This window comes from Dictyoglomus sp., assembly GCA_025060475.1.
Classification (GTDB): domain Bacteria; phylum Dictyoglomota; class Dictyoglomia; order Dictyoglomales; family Dictyoglomaceae; genus NZ13-RE01.
The window spans coordinates 1-650 of sequence record JANXBZ010000057.1 but is presented as its reverse complement, the minus strand read 5'-3'; the positions used below and the strand labels follow the sequence as shown (position 1 = coordinate 650).

The window sequence follows — 650 nt, the reverse complement described above, 5'->3', positions numbered from 1 at the left end:
AGAGCAGCAGAGTTAAGATATGGAAAACTTATTGAGCTTCAGAAAGCACTTGATGAGGCAAATGCTCGTCTTAAGGAGATTCAGAGAGGCAGAAAAATGCTAAAAGAAGAAGTTGATGAAGAGGATGTTGCTGAGGTTGTAGCTAAATGGACAGGAATTCCAGTTAAAAAGCTTCTTGAAAGCGAAACACAGAAACTTTTAAAGATGGAAGAACGTCTCCGTGAAAGAGTTGTTGGACAGGATGAAGCAATCATGGCAGTATCTAATGCAATAAGAAGAGCAAGAGCAGGACTCCAGGATCCAAATCGTCCTATTGGATCATTCATGTTTCTTGGTCCTACAGGTGTTGGAAAAACAGAGCTTGCAAAGGCTTTGGCAGAGTTTTTATTTGACGATGAAAATGCCATGATTCGTATTGACATGTCTGAGTATCAAGAGCGTCATACAGTATCACGTCTAATAGGTGCACCTCCAGGTTATGTTGGTTACGAAGAAGGTGGACAGCTTACCGAATCAGTCCGTAGAAGACCTTACAGTGTAGTTCTTTTTGATGAGATTGAAAAGGCTCATCCAGAAGTATTTAATATTCTTCTTCAAGTGCTTGATGATGGTCGTCTTACAGATGGACACGGAAGAACAGTAGATTTCAA

At 40.5% G+C, this 650-nt stretch carries 1 protein-coding gene; it reads left to right on the top strand.

The window, feature by feature from the left end; translation table 11 throughout:
• The coding region (locus NZ841_08520; GenBank protein ID MCS7202803.1) for an AAA family ATPase at window positions 1-650 on the top strand (650 nt) is incomplete at both ends.